The organism is Pseudomonas sp. 1L-E-NC-VB-C3 (assembly GCF_057291535.1).
On the sequence record NZ_JBXAWD010000001.1, the window covers coordinates 722,525 to 737,372 of the forward strand.

At 61.3% G+C, this 14,848-nt stretch carries 15 protein-coding genes; 5 read left to right on the forward strand and 10 right to left on the reverse strand.

The genetic code is table 11. The features are described from left to right. Positions 1-9 precede the first annotated feature (9 nt). Positions 10-723 carry a PA5502 family lipoprotein gene (locus AC0Z5Z_RS03265; RefSeq protein ID WP_016772339.1) on the forward strand — a complete coding sequence of 238 codons (714 nt, stop codon included), beginning with the start codon at positions 10-12 and terminating at the stop codon, positions 721-723. A 94-nt stretch (positions 724-817) separates the two neighbouring features. On the opposite strand, the gene katE is transcribed toward AC0Z5Z_RS03265, so the two are convergent. Continuing rightward, positions 818-2,959: a catalase HPII gene (gene katE, locus AC0Z5Z_RS03270; RefSeq protein WP_024014993.1), complete on the reverse strand. Its 2,142-nt coding sequence runs from the start codon at positions 2,957-2,959 to the stop codon at positions 818-820. A 263-nt stretch (positions 2,960-3,222) separates the two neighbouring features. Between katE and AC0Z5Z_RS03275 the strand changes: the two genes are divergently transcribed. The 3 genes from AC0Z5Z_RS03275 to AC0Z5Z_RS03285 all read left to right on the forward strand — a co-directional run bounded on the left by AC0Z5Z_RS03275 (position 3,223) and on the right by AC0Z5Z_RS03285 (position 5,739). Then, positions 3,223-4,230 (forward strand): methionine ABC transporter ATP-binding protein, encoded by a 1,008-nt coding sequence (locus tag AC0Z5Z_RS03275; RefSeq protein WP_016772338.1) that lies wholly within the window; start codon positions 3,223-3,225, stop codon positions 4,228-4,230. After that, positions 4,230-4,904: a methionine ABC transporter permease gene (locus tag AC0Z5Z_RS03280; protein ID WP_016772337.1), complete on the forward strand. Its 675-nt coding sequence runs from the start codon at positions 4,230-4,232 to the stop codon at positions 4,902-4,904. Before AC0Z5Z_RS03275 ends, AC0Z5Z_RS03280 begins: the two co-directional genes overlap by 1 nt. Positions 4,905-4,968: 64 nt before the next feature. Further along, complete coding sequence (locus AC0Z5Z_RS03285) at positions 4,969-5,739, forward strand: MetQ/NlpA family ABC transporter substrate-binding protein (protein WP_095182290.1); 771 nt, start codon at positions 4,969-4,971, stop codon at positions 5,737-5,739. Between the two features lie 281 nt (positions 5,740-6,020). Here AC0Z5Z_RS03285 and AC0Z5Z_RS03290 read toward each other — a convergent pair whose 3' ends face one another. From AC0Z5Z_RS03290 to AC0Z5Z_RS03310, 5 genes are read right to left on the reverse strand one after another with little or no spacing between them, the layout of a single operon-like run. Continuing rightward, positions 6,021-6,656, reverse strand: coding sequence for an SCO family protein (locus tag AC0Z5Z_RS03290; RefSeq protein WP_252877191.1), 636 nt, complete (start codon positions 6,654-6,656; stop codon positions 6,021-6,023). Next, the gene (gene cyoE / locus AC0Z5Z_RS03295; protein ID WP_252877192.1) at positions 6,653-7,552 is read right to left on the reverse strand and encodes a heme o synthase; all 900 of its coding nucleotides are present in this window, start codon (positions 7,550-7,552) and stop codon (positions 6,653-6,655) included. The genes AC0Z5Z_RS03290 and cyoE overlap by 4 nt, the downstream gene beginning before the upstream one ends. Continuing rightward, entirely contained in the window at positions 7,540-8,619 is a 1,080-nt protein-coding gene (locus AC0Z5Z_RS03300; RefSeq protein WP_056791248.1) for a COX15/CtaA family protein, read from the reverse strand. Before AC0Z5Z_RS03300 ends, cyoE begins: the two co-directional genes overlap by 13 nt. A 10-nt stretch (positions 8,620-8,629) precedes the next feature. Next, on the reverse strand, positions 8,630-9,223 hold the full coding sequence (locus AC0Z5Z_RS03305) for a hypothetical protein (RefSeq protein WP_236167896.1): 594 nt from the start codon (positions 9,221-9,223) through the stop codon (positions 8,630-8,632). Beyond that, a complete protein-coding gene (locus tag AC0Z5Z_RS03310) occupies positions 9,189-9,929 on the reverse strand; it encodes an SURF1 family protein (protein ID WP_252877193.1) in 741 nt (246 codons plus the stop codon). The genes AC0Z5Z_RS03305 and AC0Z5Z_RS03310 overlap by 35 nt, the downstream gene beginning before the upstream one ends. A 70-nt stretch (positions 9,930-9,999) precedes the next feature. Here AC0Z5Z_RS03310 and AC0Z5Z_RS03315 point away from each other — a divergent pair, with 70 nt between their 5' ends. Beyond that, a complete protein-coding gene (locus AC0Z5Z_RS03315) occupies positions 10,000-10,203 on the forward strand; it encodes a twin transmembrane helix small protein (RefSeq protein WP_016772330.1) in 204 nt (67 codons plus the stop codon). Between the two features lie 9 nt (positions 10,204-10,212). On the opposite strand, the gene AC0Z5Z_RS03320 is transcribed toward AC0Z5Z_RS03315, so the two are convergent. The 4 genes from AC0Z5Z_RS03320 to coxB form a co-directional block, all read right to left on the reverse strand. Then, positions 10,213-11,100 (reverse strand): cytochrome c oxidase subunit 3, encoded by an 888-nt coding sequence (locus tag AC0Z5Z_RS03320; protein ID WP_095182286.1) that lies wholly within the window; start codon positions 11,098-11,100, stop codon positions 10,213-10,215. A 25-nt stretch (positions 11,101-11,125) separates the two neighbouring features. Next, positions 11,126-11,677, reverse strand: coding sequence for a cytochrome c oxidase assembly protein (locus AC0Z5Z_RS03325; protein ID WP_252877194.1), 552 nt, complete (start codon positions 11,675-11,677; stop codon positions 11,126-11,128). A gap of 258 nt (positions 11,678-11,935) precedes the next feature. Beyond that, complete coding sequence (ctaD, locus tag AC0Z5Z_RS03330) at positions 11,936-13,522, reverse strand: cytochrome c oxidase subunit I (protein ID WP_016772327.1); 1,587 nt, start codon at positions 13,520-13,522, stop codon at positions 11,936-11,938. 82 nt (positions 13,523-13,604) lie between these two features. After that, positions 13,605-14,732, reverse strand: coding sequence for a cytochrome c oxidase subunit II (coxB, locus tag AC0Z5Z_RS03335; protein ID WP_016772326.1), 1,128 nt, complete (start codon positions 14,730-14,732; stop codon positions 13,605-13,607). Between the last annotated feature and the right edge of the window lie 116 nt (positions 14,733-14,848).

Here is a 14,848-nt window from a genome sequence, read left to right on the forward strand (position 1 = left end):
GTCGCAGGAATGAAGCCGTTCGCCTCCCGTTATCTGCTCCTTGTCGCATTTTCAGTGCTGCTGGGCGCCTGCCAAAGCACGCCGCCGGTGGCTGAAGTCCCCGATGCGCGGGCTACGGCCATCGCACAGCTGGAGCAAAGCCTGGCCAGCAGCGAACTGGCCACCGCCGAAGACCAGTTGGCCGCGTTGCAGGCCGCGACCCCCAACGATCAGTCCCTTGAGCAGTACCAGCGGCAGCTGGCCGAGGCGTACCTGCGCCGCAGCCAGATCGTTCTGCAAAAGGGCGATGTCAACGCTGCCGCCACCGCGCTCAGCCGCGCCCGTGCTCTGATGCCCAAGGCGCCAGCGCTGACCGGCGGCGTCAACGGCGCGATCACCGAAGCGCGCAAGGCCGAGCTGGAAAAGGCCGAGGCCGCGTTGCTGGCTGCCGAAGCCAGGCCGAAAGCCAAGGTCATCGACCCGACCGCCGAGAGCACCACTGTTGCGTTGAACATCGGCGATATTCACAAGCTGCAACGACAACTCGATGCTATCGCCGCCGATGTGGTGAATTACGAATGCGCCGTCAGCATCCAGGCGCCGCGCACCGCGGATTATCCGTGGCTGGCGACGTTGCTGAGCAAGCGAGTAAAGAAGCTCGATCCTGATTTTGATTTGCAGATCGAGAAGCAGATCTTGCGCACGGTTCCGGCGCAGATGGTTTTAAGTCCGCGCAAGCCATAAAAAGCTTCGCGAGCAGGCTCGCTCCCACAGGTGCAACAGCGTACCTGTGGGAGCGAGCCTGCTCGCGAAAGCGTCCTCTCAACCAATAAAGATCTTAAGCCGGAATAGCCTTGGCCTTAGGCTCCCGCGCCCAGACCCGATGCTCGCCGATCGCGGCGAAGAACGGTTTGGTCAACGCCCCTACATCCGCGCCCTGCAGCAGCCCAGCATCCGCATCCAGCTTCAGCAAGTCCTGCAATTGCTTGGCCTCGCCGTGCAGCGCGATCGCCTTCAGGTGCTTGTAGGCCTCGAGCAGGTAGTGCAACGCCACGCCGTCACCGCTCAACGCGGTAATCGACGCCGCGCCACCCGGTACGAACACCGCATCGAACGCAATTGAAGGCATGCCTTCCATCGACGCATCCACCGGCAATGCCTTGCCGTCAGCGGTCTTCACTGGCGCCGAGGTCGGGCCGAGCAGTTTCGCGTGGGCGCCTTCGGCTTCAAGTGCTTTCTTCATCGCATCGATGGCCGCAGCATCAACGCCGTTGGCCGCGAGAATCGCCACTTTGCGCGTCTTGATGTTGCCTGGCAGCAGGTTGGCCTGGCTCAGCGCTGGCGATTGCTCCAGCGAGGTCTTGCGCACTTCGACCGTGCCTTTGGCGGGTGCCGGCAAACCAAGGTTTTCAGCCACACGTTTGGCCAGGGTCAGGTCGATATTGGCGAGGATCTCGTTCACTTCACGGGCACGGATGAACTCACGCTCGACCTTGCCCAGCTCGAAGCTGTAGGCAGCGATGATGTGCTCTTTTTCGTGGTCGCTCATGCTGTTGAAGAACAAGCGGGCCTGGGAGAAGTGATCGCTGAACGACTCGCTGCGCTGACGGATCTTCGCCGCATCGATGCGCTCCGGGTAGCTCTCGAAACCACCGTCCTGTGCCGCTGGCGGGGTTTCTTTTGGCCAACCGCCGTCGATCGAGTTCGGCTCGTACGAGGCACGCCCCTTGTCGATGGTGGTGCGGTGTTGCGCATCGCGCTGGCCGTTGTGGAACGGCGCCACCGGACGATTGATCGGCAGCTCATGGAAGTTCGGCCCGCCGAGTCGGCTGATCTGCGTGTCGGTATAGGAAAACAGCCGACCTTGCAGCAACGGGTCATTGGAGAAGTCGATACCCGGCACAATGTGGCCAGGGCAGAAGGCGACCTGCTCGGTTTCGGCGAAGAAGTTGTCCGGGTTGCGGTTCAGGGTCATTTTGCCCAGCGGCGTAATCGGGACGATTTCTTCTGGAATGATCTTGGTCGGGTCGAGGATGTCGAAGTCGAAATCGTGTTCGTTCTCTTCTTCGACGATCTGCACGCCCAGTTCCCATTCCGGGTAATCGCCCATCTCGATCGCTTCCCACAGGTCGCGGCGGTGGTAGTCGGTGTCCTTACCGGCGAGCTTCTGCGCCTCGTCCCACACCAGCGAGCAAGTGCCGGCGGTAGGGCGCCAGTGGAATTTGACGAAGCGTGATTTGCCCTCGGCGTTGATCAGGCGGAAGGTGTGTACGCCAAAGCCCTGCATGCTGCGCAGGCTTTTCGGGATCGCCCGGTCGGACATCGCCCAGATGACCATGTGCGCCGATTCCGGCACCAGCGAGACGAAGTCCCAGAACGTGTCGTGAGCCGAGCCGCCGGTCGGGATTTCGTTGTGCGGCTCGGGTTTCACCGCGTGGACGAAGTCCGGGAACTTGATCGCGTCCTGAATGAAGAACACCGGCATGTTGTTGCCGACCAGGTCGAAGTTACCCTCGTCGGTAAAGAATTTCACCGCAAAGCCGCGCACGTCACGCACGGTATCGCCGGAACCCCGTGGCCCCTGCACCGTGGAAAAACGCACGAACACCGGGGTTTTCTTACCCGGATCCTGCAGGAAACCGGCCTTGGTCAGCGCTGCATGGTTCTCGTAGGTCTGAAAGAAACCGTGGGCGCCGGTACCGCGCGCATGGACGATACGCTCCGGAATGCGCTCATGGTCAAAGTGCGTGATCTTTTCACGCATGATGAAGTCTTCCAGCAGCGATGGCCCGCGCGGCCCGGCTTTGAGGGTGTTCTGGTTGTCGGCGATCTTCACGCCCTGATTGGTCCGCAGTGCCTGACCGGTGGCGTCGGAACGGAATTCTTCCAGGCTGTCGAGCTTGGCGTTGGTGTTGGCGCGATCCGGGGTATCGGTCCCGGCCATTTCGCTTTTATCAGGTGCAGGCTTTTTGATGCTCATCAGACGTAAACTCCTCGTTTGGCCCCGGATGCCTTCCGAAGACCCTTGAGTGATTCCCGGGCACGGCACCCAGGGGTTTCAAGTCGCTTAAGTAGTGACTGATGAGCGTTTCAGCCGTTCCGTTTATCTGACCTTTGATCGCGTTATTGCCAAATTGAAGGTTAATTGCGAAATAAATGCTAAGAACCTCTATACGGACAGGCTAAAATGCGCGCCCGGCTAACCGCTGATCCTTTTCCAACGCGCCCCACAAGGTTCGCTACGTGATCGAGTTTCAAAACGTCCACAAGACTTACCGCGTTGCCGGTAAGGATATTCCCGCGCTGCACCCGACCAGTCTCGCCATCGAGAACGGTCAGGTGTTCGGCCTGATTGGCCATTCCGGTGCGGGCAAAAGTACCCTGCTGCGTCTGATCAATCGCCTGGAAGACTCCAGTGGCGGCAAGATCATCGTCGACGGCGAAGAAGTCACCGCACTGGACGCCAACGGCCTGCGCCGTTTCCGCCAGCAGGTCGGGATGATCTTCCAGCACTTCAACCTGCTCGCCTCCAAGACCGTCGCCGACAACGTGGCCCTGCCGCTGACCCTGGCCGGTGAGTTGTCGAGCAGTGAAATCAATCAACGCGTGGCCGAGCTGCTGGCGCGGGTCGGTTTGTCCGACCACGCGAAAAAGTACCCGGCGCAACTGTCCGGCGGTCAGAAGCAGCGCGTCGGCATCGCTCGTGCGTTGGCGACCAAGCCGAAGATTCTGCTGTGCGACGAGGCCACCAGCGCCCTCGACCCGCAGACCACCGCATCGGTCCTGCAACTGCTGGCGGAAATCAATCGCGAGCTGAAACTGACCATTGTCCTGATCACCCACGAAATGGACGTGATCCGTCGAGTCTGCGATCAGGTCGCGGTGATGGACGCTGGCGTGATCGTCGAGCAGGGGCCGGTGGCCGATGTGTTCCTGCATCCGCAGCACCCGACCACCAAGCGTTTCGTGCAGGAAAGCGAGCAGATTGACGAGAGCGAGCAGCGTGACGATTTCGCCCACGTGCCCGGGCGCATCGTGCGTCTGACCTTCCAGGGCGAGGCGACCTATGCGCCGTTGCTCGGCACCGTCGCCCGGGAAACCGGCGTCGACTACAGCATCCTTGCCGGTCGCATCGACCGCATCAAAGACATTCCGTACGGGCAACTGACCCTCGCTGTCACCGGTGGCGACATGGAGGCGGCGTTCGCCCGCTTCACCGCCGCTGACGTTCACATGGAGGTGTTGCGCTAATGGCTGACCTGATGAGTTTCTTCGCCAATATCGACTGGTACGAAATCTGGCTGGCGACTGGCGACACCATGCTGATGCTCGGCGGTTCGCTGCTGTTCACCGTGCTGCTCGGCCTGCCGCTGGGGGTGCTGCTGTTTCTCTGCAGCCCGCGTCAGTTGCTGGAGAACCGTGGCCTCTACGCCGTGCTGTCGCTGGTGGTGAACATCTTGCGTTCGCTGCCGTTCATTATTCTGCTGATTGTGATGATCCCGTTCACCGTGCTGATCACCGGCACCTCGCTGGGTGTGGCCGGGGCGATCCCGCCGCTGGTGGTGGGCGCCACGCCGTTCTTCGCGCGTCTGGTGGAAACCGCGCTGCGCGAAGTCGATCGCGGCATCATCGAAGCGACCCAGTCGATGGGCGCGACCACGCGGCAGATCATCATGAACGCCTTGCTGCCGGAAGCCCGGCCGGGCATCTTCGCAGCGATTACGGTGACAGCGATTACACTGGTGTCCTACACGGCGATGGCCGGTGTGGTCGGCGCCGGTGGTCTGGGCGACCTGGCGATCCGTTTCGGCTACCAGCGTTTCCAGACCGACGTGATGATCGTCACCGTGGTGCTGCTGTTGATTCTGGTGCAAGTGCTGCAAATGGTTGGCGACCGTCTGGTCGTGCATTTCTCGCGCAAATAAGCGGTTTTTTAATCAAGAGGCGCGGGCCATTCGCTGGCGGGCGCCCTCACAAGGAGTTAGCTGAATGAAAAAACTGATCGCTGCTTTCGCCGCTGTTGCGGCGTTTTCGGCCCACGCCGAGACCCTGACCGTTGCCGCCACTCCGGTGCCGCACGCGGAAATCCTCGAGTTCGTCAAACCGGCCCTGGCCAAGGAAGGCGTGGATCTGAAGGTCAAGGTCTTCACCGACTACATTCAGCCGAACGTACAGGTCGCGGAAAAGCGTCTGGACGCGAACTTCTTCCAGCACCAGCCGTATCTTGATGAATTCAACAAGGCCAAGGGCACTGATCTGGTCGCTGTGACAGGCGTGCATCTGGAGCCACTGGGCGCTTATTCGAGCAAGATCAAGGATCTGAAAGACCTGCCCGGCGGTGCCAACGTGGTGATCCCGAACGACGCCACCAACGGCGGCCGTGCGCTGTTGCTGCTGGACAAGGCTGGCGTGATCAAGCTCAAGGATTCGAAGAACATTCTGTCGACCGTCAAAGACATCGCCGAGAATCCGAAAGACCTGAAGATCCGTGAACTGGAAGCCGCGACCATTCCGCGCGTGCTGACCCAGGTCGATCTGGCGCTGATCAACACCAACTACGCGCTGGAAGCCAAGCTTGATCCGTCCAAGGATGCGCTGGTGATCGAAGGCAACGACTCGCCGTACGTGAACATCCTCGTGTCCCGCGCTGACAACAAGGACAGCGACGCGATGAAGAAACTGGCGGCTGCGCTGCACAGCCCGCAAGTGAAGCAGTTCATTACCGAGAAGTACAAAGGCGCGGTATTGCCGGCGTTCTGATTTGGATGGCTGCAATGAAAAAGGGGACGCCAATGGCGTCCCCTTTTTTGTGTCTGGTGTCTGGCTTTGGACCTGCTTTGAAGCTGCCCCTCACCCCAGCCCTCTCCCAGAGGGAGAGGGGGCCGACCGAGGTGTCTGGCGCTATGCATCGACATGAAAGATCCAGTCGATTATGGATTCAGCACAGCGCTTACAAGTCGGCGTATTGCTTCAGCATCCCCCGATCAGTCCCCTCTCCCTCTGGGAGAGGGTTAGGGTGAGGGGTTTTTCGCTTTCTGCGTTTATTTGCGGTTGAGCATCACCGGCAATTGCGCCACCAGTTTTGTGTTATTCAACGGCGCCCGAATAAACCCACGCTGCGTACCATCCGGCCCGATCACCGCCAGATTGCCGCTATGGTCCACCGTGTAATTCGGCTTACTCGTATCCGCCGGAATAAATGGAATACTCACCGCGTTCGCCAGCTTCTGCAGCTGTTCGATCGATGTCGGCGTCAGGCCAATGAACTGCGGATCGAAGTAGCCCAGGTACTGTTTCAACTGCTTCGGCGTATCGCGGTTGGGGTCAACGCTGACCAGCACGATCTGCAATTTATCCACAGCCTCTTTCGGCAGTTCACTCTTGATCTGTCGCAGTTGCGCCAGGGTGGTCGGGCAGATGTCCGGACAGAAGGTGTAGCCGAAGAACAACAGACTCCATTTGCCTTTCAACTCATCGATTGCAACCGGTTTGCCGTCCTGATCGGTCATGGTCACGTCCGGCAGGTTGCGGCTCTGCGGCAGCAGGATGATCCCGGCGTCGATCAGCGCAGTCGGGTCGCCCTGGCCTTTGCCGCTGAGCACTTTGTTGACGGTAAGCCCGAGGATCAGCGCGATCACGGCGACGAGGATGAAGACGGTTTTCTGGGTTCGGGTCATAGGTTCAACAGTAAGTAGTGGTCTACGAGCAGGGCGATGAACAACAGGAACAAGTACCAGATTGAGTACTTGAAGGTATTGATCGCCGCGTGCGGCCGAGTGCCACGGTACAGCACCACGGCCCATTGCAGAAACCTTGCGCCCAACGCCAGCGCACAGACCAGATACAGCACGCCGCTCATGTGAATCACGTAGGGCAAGAGGCTCACTGCCAGCAGCGCGAAGGTGTAGAGCAGAATGTGCACTTTGGTGTAGTGCTCGCCATGGGTCACCGGCAGCATCGGAATGTCGGCCTTGGCGTATTCCTCCTTGCGATGAATCGCCAGCGCCCAGAAATGCGGCGGGGTCCAGGCGAAGATGATCAGCACCAGCAACAGCGGTTCGGCGCTGACATGGCCGGTGGCGGCGGTCCAGCCGAGCAGCGGTGGCGCCGCGCCAGCGAGGCCGCCGATGACGATGTTCTGCGGCGTCGCACGCTTGAGAAAACCGGTGTAGACCACCGCGTAACCGAGCAGCGAGGCGAGGGTCAGCCACGCGGTCAGCTGATTGGTGAAAGTCAGCAGCAGCGCCTGACCGAGCAGCGCCAGCACCAAGGCGAAGGTCAGCGCCGCCGCAGGTGAAACCCGGCCTTCGGCCAAGGGACGTTTGTGCGTGCGCGCCATTACCGCATCGATGCGCCGATCGACCACATGATTGACCGCCGCCGCACCGCCGGCACACAACGCAATGCCCAGATTGCCAAACACCAGCACTGTCCACGGTACGCCCGCGCGGGTGGCGAGGAACATGCCGACCAGCGAGGTGATCAGCATCAGCACCACGACTTTCGGTTTGGTCAGCTCCAGATAATCGCGCCACAGCGCTTGCGCCGCACGCTCGCCGGTCAGACTCGCCATGGCGTTTCTCCTTTCAATGCGATGGGCGCAACGGCAGGTTTGTGCGCACTCAAGCGCCAGCGCGCCAGCACCGGTTGGCTCACCCGCAGCAGGCTGGTGCGGGCGTGGTAATTGACCAGTACCAGCGTCAGCAACAGCGCCGCACCGCCAGCGTTATGGGCGACGGCCACCGGCAGCGGCAGATGAAACAGCACGTTGCTGATGCCGAGGGTGATCTGCGCGGCAAGGGCGATCAGCAGCAAACCGGCCAGTCGGGTCATGCCCACCACTTTCAACTGCCAGGCCAGACCGAGCAGTACGACCGTCACCAGCAGAGCGCCGATGCGGTGTGTCAGATGAATGGCCGTGCGCGCGTCGCTATCGAGTTGTCCGCCGAGATAATTCGGGCCGATGTGCTGGGTCAGGTGGAAACCGTTGGCGAAGTCCGCCGGCGGCAGCCATTGGCCGTGGCAGGTGGGGAAGTCGATGCAGGCCACCGCTGCGTAGTTGGAACTGACCCAGCCGCCCAAGGCGATCTGGCCGATCACCAGCAGCAGCCCCGCCGTCGCCCAATATTGCAGGCGCTTCGGTACCGTCAGCGCCGGCAGCACGCCGGATAACCTCAGCGTCAACAGAAACAGCAGACTCAACGTGGCAAAGCCGCCGAGCAAATGTCCGGTGACCACTTGTGGCCAGAGCTTGAGCGTCACCGTCCACATACCGAACGCCGCTTGGGCGATGACCACCGCCAGCAGAAACAGCGGCAGTTTCAGCGGCTGGCCCGGATGGCGCCGGTTGACCCACGCGCGCCCGGCCAGCACTGAAATCAGCAAACCGAGGGTGCCGGCGAAGTAGCGGTGAATCATCTCGTTCCAGCCCTTGTGCGCCTCCACTGGCGCGTCAGGGAAGTGCAGTTCGGCATGGGCCAGTTGCGCCTCGCTTTTCGGCACGCTGATAAAGCCGTAGCAGCCTGGCCAGTCCGGGCAGCCGAGGCCGGCGTGGGTCAGGCGGGTGTAGGCGCCGAGCAGCACTACAATCAGTGCCAGCAGGGTGGCAAACAGCGCGAGGCGAAATCCAGGTTTGGCCATGACGATGCCCTCATCCGATGTTCGACAGTTTCAGCAGATGCCGCAGGTCGTTAAGCAGATCCTTGCCCTTCACATTCGGCTCGTAACGCAGCACCAGATTGCCGTGTGGGTCGACGATCCACAGCTGCGGCACGGCTTTGTCGCCGGTGGTCTTGTTGAACACCCCGGCATCCAGCGGATAGCGCTGCAGCTGCGGATATTCACGGTCGAGCTTGGCGGCGTAATCGGCGCTCAGTGGTTGCGCGGCGGCGAGGGCGTGGCTGGCGCGGCCGGCTTCGCGGCCGAGGCTGATCTGGATCTGCCGCGCCAGATAAACCAGTTGCTGGCAATCGACGGCGCAATCCTTCGGCGCCGTGACCAGAATCTGCCAGCGCTGCTCGTCGGCCTGCACGCCGAGGTCGGCGCGGGTCTGGCCGTTGCCGATCAGCTCGCCGTGATAGCTGCGTCCTTCCGGCACCCAGAACTGCAATTTGTACATGCCGGTGGCGAGCAGCATCGGCCCGACCACGCCAAGCACGATCAGCAACAACTGAATGCGCCCGCGCCGGCGGCTGGGAACGGGTTTGGCCTCAGACATGCTGGGTGGATTCATGGCGCTTCCCATGGCGTTTCTCCTTTGCGTTGTGCCAGCCCAAATAGAGGTAAAGACCGAGCAGGGCCGTGGCCATGGCGAACCATTGCACGGCGTAGCCGAGGTGTTTTTCCGGACCCATCGCGACTACCGGCCAATCGGTCTGATAGCTGACCGGGCCGGGTTCGGCCCGTAATTCGTAGGCGAAGCCGTCGCGCTCCAGGGTTTGCCACAATTTGCCCGGCTCGACGGCGGTGATGGTCTGCGGCCAGACACTGCTGACCGGATCGGCGTGCAACTGGAACGTTGCGCCGGGGGCGACATAGACCCAGGCGTCGAGCGTCAGCGCCTCGGCGGGTGTCGTGAATTGCGGCGGCACACGCCGGTCGGGCCAAGGCAGCCAGCCGCGATTGACCAGCAGCCAGAGACCGCTGCGTTGATCCTGAAACGGTTGCAGCAGTTCAACGCCGACCTTGCCGCCACGCTGGCGGTTGTCGAGCAACAGGGTATGGGCGGGGTCGAACTGGCCGTGCAGGCGCACGCGGCGGTAAGCCGGGTCGGCGCTGGCGAGCAGTTCACTGCTGGCCAGCGGTTCGGCCACGCGACGTTCGGCATAACTGGCCAGCAGCGCGGTTTTCTCCGCGCCCCGGCCCAGTTGCCAGAAGCCCAGCGCAACCATCAGCGGCAGCAACAGCGCCACCACGACAGTGGGAATCACGCCCGGGCGAAAGCGCTTCATGGGCGCGCCATAAAGTCAGTCATCGCGATCGCTATACTCAATTGCATCGCCTGTCCCCCGGAGTCTTGCCATGTTCAAAGCAGCGATCGTCCTGATGCTGATTGCCACGGTCGTCAGCCTGTTCAGCGGCCTGTTTTTCCTGGTCAAGGACGACAGCAGCTCCAATCGCCTGGTCATCGCCTTGAGTGTTCGGGTGGCACTGGCCGTGGTCACCGTCGGCCTGATGGCCTGGGGTTTCTATAGCGGCCAGTTGGTGTCCCATGCGCCCTGGTAGCGCCAGCAGTCAGAGGACGTAAACGAAGAAGAACAAACCGATCCACACCACATCGACGAAGTGCCAGTACCAGCTCGCCGCCTCGAAACCGAACTGGTGCTCGTTGTCGAAGTGGCCTTTCATGATGCGCATCAGCATCACGAACAGGATGATCGTGCCGATGGTCACGTGGGCGCCGTGGAATCCGGTGAGCATGAAGAACGTCGCGCCGTAGATGCCCGAGCCGAGGGTCAACCCCAGCTCTTTATAGGCGTGGATGTATTCCTCGGCCTGGAAACCGAGGAACGCGATGCCCAGCAGTACGGTGATCGCCAGCCACAGTTTCAGTGCACCGCGATGGCCTTTCTTCAGCGCATGGTGGGCGATGGTGATGGTCACGCTGGAGCTGACCAGCAGAATGGTGTTGATCAGCGGCAGGCCCCACGGGCTGATGACTTCTTTTGGCGGCGGGAACAGTTTCGGATCAGGTGTGTGCAGCAGCGGCCAGACAAATTCGAAGTTCGGCCAGAGCATGTGCGCGATGCCTTTCGGCCCCTCACCGCCCAGCGCCGGCCCGGACACATGGCGCACATAGAACAGCGCGCCGAAGAAGGCGACGAAGAACATCACCTCGGAAAAGATGAACCAGCTCATGCCCCAGCGGAACGAGCGGTCCAGCTGCGGGCTGTACAGCCCCGCGCGACTTTCCTTGATCACCGCACCGAACCAGCCGAACAGCATGTACGCCAGCAGCAGGCCGCCGACGAAAAAGATCAGCGGGCCATGGGAATCCGGGCGTGCGGCCTTGAGATCGTTGAACCAGGTGGCGAGGCCGTACACGGTGACGAACATCCCGAGCGTGGCGATGATCGGCCATTTGCTCTGGGCCGGGACGTAATAATGCTCATGAGTTGCCATTTATTGTTCTCCTTATCGGCCACGCTCAACCGCCAGTGTTAACAGCCACCGGCGGATGTCGGGCGGTGATATCGAACAGCGTGTAGGACAGCGTCAGGTGCTTCACTTCCTTGGGCATGTCGCGGTCAACGATGAAACGCACCGGCATCTCGATCTGTTCACCGGGTTGCAGCACCTGCTGGGTAAAGCAAAAGCATTCGGTCTTGTGGAAAAACGCCGCGGCGTTGCTCGGCGCAATACTCGGCACCGCTTGCGCACTCATCGGTTTGTCGGTGGGATTGCGTGCGATGAAGACCATCTCGTTCACGGCGCCGGGATTGGCGGTCATCTCGTCGTGTTTCGGGTAAAAGTCCCACGGCATGTCGGCGGTGTTGGTCGAGAGAAACTGCACGCGCACCTGGCGCGACGTGTCCACTACTTGCTCCCCCGCATACTGGCCGCCGGTCTTGCCGTTGATGCCGAAGGCTTTGCACATCACGTCGTAGATCGGCACCAAGGCGAAACCGAAGACGAACATCGCCACCACCACCAGCAGCAGGCGGGTGACGAGCTTCTCCAGCGAGATCGAGTCAGCCATGGTTCATGCCTCCCTCGTGTTCCCTGGTGGCCGGTGATGCTGTGGTGAGGGGATTTATCCCCGACCGGCTGCGCAGCAGTCGTAAACCCGGCGCATGCGGTGTGCCTGATACACCCCGATTGCAGATTTTGGGGCTGCTGCGCAGCCCAACGGGGATAAATCCCCTCGCCACGGGGGATCTGTGTACATCCACAGAAGATATGTGAGCATCCACTGGGGATCTGTGCCTCTGTACACATTGCAAAAAACAGGAGGTGTTCATTTCACTTCCGGCGGCGTGGTGAAGGTGTGATACGGCGCCGGCGACGGCACGCTCCACTCCAGCCCTTCGGCGCCGTCCCACGGTTTGGCCGGGGCCGGTGCGCCGCCACGGATGGTCTTGATGACGATGAACAGGAAGAAGATCTGCGTGGCGCCGAACATGAACGCGCCGATCGACGAGACCATGTTGAAGTCGGCGAACTGCAGGTTGTAGTCCGGAATCCGTCGCGGCATCCCCGCAAGGCCGACGAAGTGCATCGGGAAAAAGGTCAGGTTCATGCCCACGAACGACAGCCAGAAATGCAGCTTGCCGAGGGTTTCGTCGTACATGTGCCCGGTCCACTTCGGCAGCCAGTAATAGGCCGAGGCGAAGATGCCGAAGATCGCCCCGGGCACCAGCACGTAGTGGAAGTGCGCGACAACGAAGTAGGTGTCCTGGTACTGGAAGTCCGCCGGGGCGATCGCCAGCATCAGCCCGGAAAAACCACCGATCGAGAACAGGATGACGAACGCCACGGCAAACAGCATCGGCGTCTCGAAGGTCATCGAGCCTTGCCACATGGTGCTGGCCCAGTTGAACACTTTCACACCCGTCGGCACGGCGATCAGCATGGTCGCGTACATGAAGAACAACTCGCCCACCAGCGGGATGCCGACCACGAACATGTGGTGCGCCCAGACGATGAACGACAGGAACGCGATGCTCGCCGTGGCATAGACCATCGAGGTGTAGCCGAACAGCGGCTTGCGCGCGAAGGTCGGGATGATCTGGCTGACCGCGCCGAACGCCGGCAGGATCATGATGTACACCTCGGGGTGGCCGAAGAACCAGAACACATGCTGGAACAGCACCGGGTCACCGCCGCCGGCAGCACTGAAGAAACTGGTGCCGAAGTGGATGTCCATGAGCATCATCGTCACGCAGCCAGCGAGCACCGGCATCACTGCGATCAGCAGAAACGCGGTGATCAGCCAGGTCCACACGAACAGCGGCATTTTCATCAGGGTCATGCCGGGTGCGCGCAGGTTGAGGATGGTCGCGACTACGTTGATCGCGCCCATGATCGAACTGATGCCCATCAAGTGGATGGCGAAGATGAAGAACGTAACGCTCTCCGGTGCATAAGTCGTCGACAGCGGCGCGTAGAACGTCCAGCCGAAATTCGGCCCGCCACCGGGGGTGAACAGGGTCGAGACCAGCAGCAGAAACGCGGCCGGCAACAGCCAGAAACTGAAGTTGTTCATCCGTGGCAGGGCCATGTCGGGCGCGCCGACCATCAGCGGGATCATCCAGTTGGCGAGGCCGACGAAGGCCGGCATCACCGCACCGAACACCATGACCAGACCGTGCATGGTGGTCATCTGGTTGAAGAATTCCGGCTGCACGATCTGCAGGCCGGGCTGGAACAGCTCGGCGCGAATGACCATGGCGAACGAGCCGCCCAGCAGGAACATGCAGAAGGCAAACCACAGGTACAGCGTGCCGATGTCCTTGTGGTTGGTGGTCAGCACCCAGCGCATCAGGCCTTTGGCGGGGCCGTGGGCGTGGTCGGCGTGACCGTGGTCATCGATGACAGCGCTCATGGCCGGTCTCCTTTACGAAGTTGGACGGGGCGGGCCGGGGCGCGCTGCCCCGACCGGTTCACTGAATACGCAATTGACCGGCTCATTTGCTTTCCGCCTGTTTCAGCTCCAGCACTTCTTTTGGCGTGACCATGTCGCCCTTGTTGTTGCCCCAGGCGTTACGTTCGTAAGTCACGACCGCTGCGATATCGACTTCCGACAGCTGTTTGCCGAACGCCGCCATGGCGGTGCCCGGTTTGCCGTGGTAGACGATGCTCAGGTGATCCTTGATCGGCCCGGTGGCGATTTTCGAGCCCTTGAGTGCCGGGAACATCGGCGGCAGGCCCTGGCCTTCGGCCTGGTGACAGGCCACGCAAGTGGTGTGGTAAACCTTGTCGCCGCGCTCCTTGAGCTCGTCGAGGGTCCATTCCTTGCTGGTCAGTTCTTTGAGCTGTGCGGCTTCGGCCTTGCGCTCGGCGAGCCATTTTTCGTAGTCGGCCTGCTCCTTGACCTCGACCACGATCGGCATGAAGCCGTGATCCTTGCCGCACAATTCGGCGCACTGGCCACGGTAGAGGCCGGGTTTGTCGATGCGCGTCCAGGCCTCGTTGACGAACCCGGGAATCGCATCGCGCTTGACTGCAAATGCCGGCACCCACCAGGAGTGAATGACGTCGGCGGAGGTCACCAGAAAGCGCACCTTGGCGCCGATCGGCAGCACCAGCGGCTTGTCGACTTCGAGCAGGTAGTGCTCGCCCTTGGCTTCTTTGTTGTGAATCTGTTCGGCGGGGGTGGCCAGGTTGCTGAAGAACTCAACGTCCTGGCCCAGGTATTTGTAGTGCCACTTCCACTGATAACCGGTGATCTGGATATCGATGTCCGGCTCGCTGGTGTCGTACATCTTGATCAGCGTCGCAGTGGCCGGGACGGCCATGGCCACCAGAATCAGCAGCGGCACGATGGTCCACATGATCTCGACGCCGGTGCTTTCGTGGAATTTGGCCGCGACCTGGCCGGTAGAGCGGCGGTGCACCATCATCGACCAGAACATGGCGCCGAAGACGATGATCCCGATCACCACACAGATCCAGAAAATGGTCATGTGCAGGTCGAATACTGCGTGACTGATTTCAGTCGCTCCAGGCGCCATATTCACAGTCCAGGCCGCGTTGGCCGGGCTGAAAATCGACCACAACAGGAGGCCCATCCAGACATGTGGATGTCGCATCATTGCGGGTTCCCCTTATCGTTCTTGTTATCCCGCCGGCGTATCGCCTGCGGCAAGGGAGCGGCTGCATCAGACTACGAACTTGAATCGCCGGGCCTTGCTGCGGGTGCAGTCGGGCG

Bases quoted from the DNA above. Each gene is read 5' to 3' on its own strand.
- AC0Z5Z_RS03265 (WP_016772339.1), top strand. From the start codon at position 10: ATGAAGCCGTTCGCCTCCCGTTATCTGCTCCTTGTCGCATTTTCAGTG.
- katE (WP_024014993.1), bottom strand. From the start codon at position 2,959: ATGAGCATCAAAAAGCCTGCACCTGATAAAAGCGAAATGGCCGGGACC.
- AC0Z5Z_RS03280 (WP_016772337.1), top strand. From the start codon at position 4,230: ATGGCTGACCTGATGAGTTTCTTCGCCAATATCGACTGGTACGAAATC.
- AC0Z5Z_RS03285 (WP_095182290.1), top strand. From the start codon at position 4,969: ATGAAAAAACTGATCGCTGCTTTCGCCGCTGTTGCGGCGTTTTCGGCC.
- AC0Z5Z_RS03290 (WP_252877191.1), bottom strand. From the start codon at position 6,656: ATGACCCGAACCCAGAAAACCGTCTTCATCCTCGTCGCCGTGATCGCG.
- cyoE (WP_252877192.1), bottom strand. From the start codon at position 7,552: ATGGCGAGTCTGACCGGCGAGCGTGCGGCGCAAGCGCTGTGGCGCGAT.
- AC0Z5Z_RS03300 (WP_056791248.1), bottom strand. From the start codon at position 8,619: ATGGCCAAACCTGGATTTCGCCTCGCGCTGTTTGCCACCCTGCTGGCA.
- AC0Z5Z_RS03305 (WP_236167896.1), bottom strand. From the start codon at position 9,223: ATGGGAAGCGCCATGAATCCACCCAGCATGTCTGAGGCCAAACCCGTT.
- AC0Z5Z_RS03310 (WP_252877193.1), bottom strand. From the start codon at position 9,929: ATGAAGCGCTTTCGCCCGGGCGTGATTCCCACTGTCGTGGTGGCGCTG.
- AC0Z5Z_RS03315 (WP_016772330.1), top strand. From the start codon at position 10,000: ATGTTCAAAGCAGCGATCGTCCTGATGCTGATTGCCACGGTCGTCAGC.
- AC0Z5Z_RS03320 (WP_095182286.1), bottom strand. From the start codon at position 11,100: ATGGCAACTCATGAGCATTATTACGTCCCGGCCCAGAGCAAATGGCCG.
- AC0Z5Z_RS03325 (WP_252877194.1), bottom strand. From the start codon at position 11,677: ATGGCTGACTCGATCTCGCTGGAGAAGCTCGTCACCCGCCTGCTGCTG.
- ctaD (WP_016772327.1), bottom strand. From the start codon at position 13,522: ATGAGCGCTGTCATCGATGACCACGGTCACGCCGACCACGCCCACGGC.
- coxB (WP_016772326.1), bottom strand. From the start codon at position 14,732: ATGATGCGACATCCACATGTCTGGATGGGCCTCCTGTTGTGGTCGATT.